Genomic DNA, 642 nt, shown 5'->3' with positions numbered 1-642 from the left:
GGCATAGAAGCAACAGTGCCATCTTCAAATGTAAAAGGCTCTTCGCGCGTTTGTCCGGCCCATTCAAATGTGCGGGAAAAGAGGCGTTGATGAAGGTATTTTAGATAAGAGGCATTAAACTGCTCTGGTAGAGGTTCTTGGTGCAGTTTTATCATTTCTTCTTTTACATCATTAGAACAGCGTTCTTTTAATATTTCGTTATCTTTGATGCGGTATTTATTTTTAAGCACTTTGCTATTGGGGTAGAAAAATTTTTGCGCTTCTTCATTGATTTGCTTTGAAATGGCTGCATTAATTGCAGAGTGTTGTTCTTGCAATTCTTCCGGTGTAGAGGAGGCACAATGTTCTGTGTTTTCTTTCATGCATATTTCCTTTCAAATGGTAACATTATTTTTTTAAAATCTTCTTTTTTACGTTTTTTGCCTTTTATTATTTTCATAGCGTTTTCTTCAAAGAAGAGTGCCTATTTGAATGATTGAAAAAATTGACCTTATTCGCATGGAACCAAGTTAATCATGGAACAAAGTTAAAGTTTGTAATTTTTATGAAGTATTATCGTGAAATTTTATCAATGAATTCTGTAAAATAATGGGGTGCCTTATTCAAAGTTTTCTGTATTTCATACACCGTCTTTGGTGCAAT

Annotated in this window: 1 pseudogene; it reads right to left on the bottom strand. The window is 34.0% G+C overall.

Annotated features, from left to right (window positions below):
- Positions 1-362: pseudogene (locus ACFIO3_RS14910) on the bottom strand (restriction endonuclease); the annotation flags it as partial.
- Positions 363-642: the final 280 nt, after the last annotated feature.

Source organism: Bartonella sp. AD328YNZD, assembly GCF_042196425.1.
This window is presented reverse-complemented; position numbering and strand designations above follow the sequence as displayed.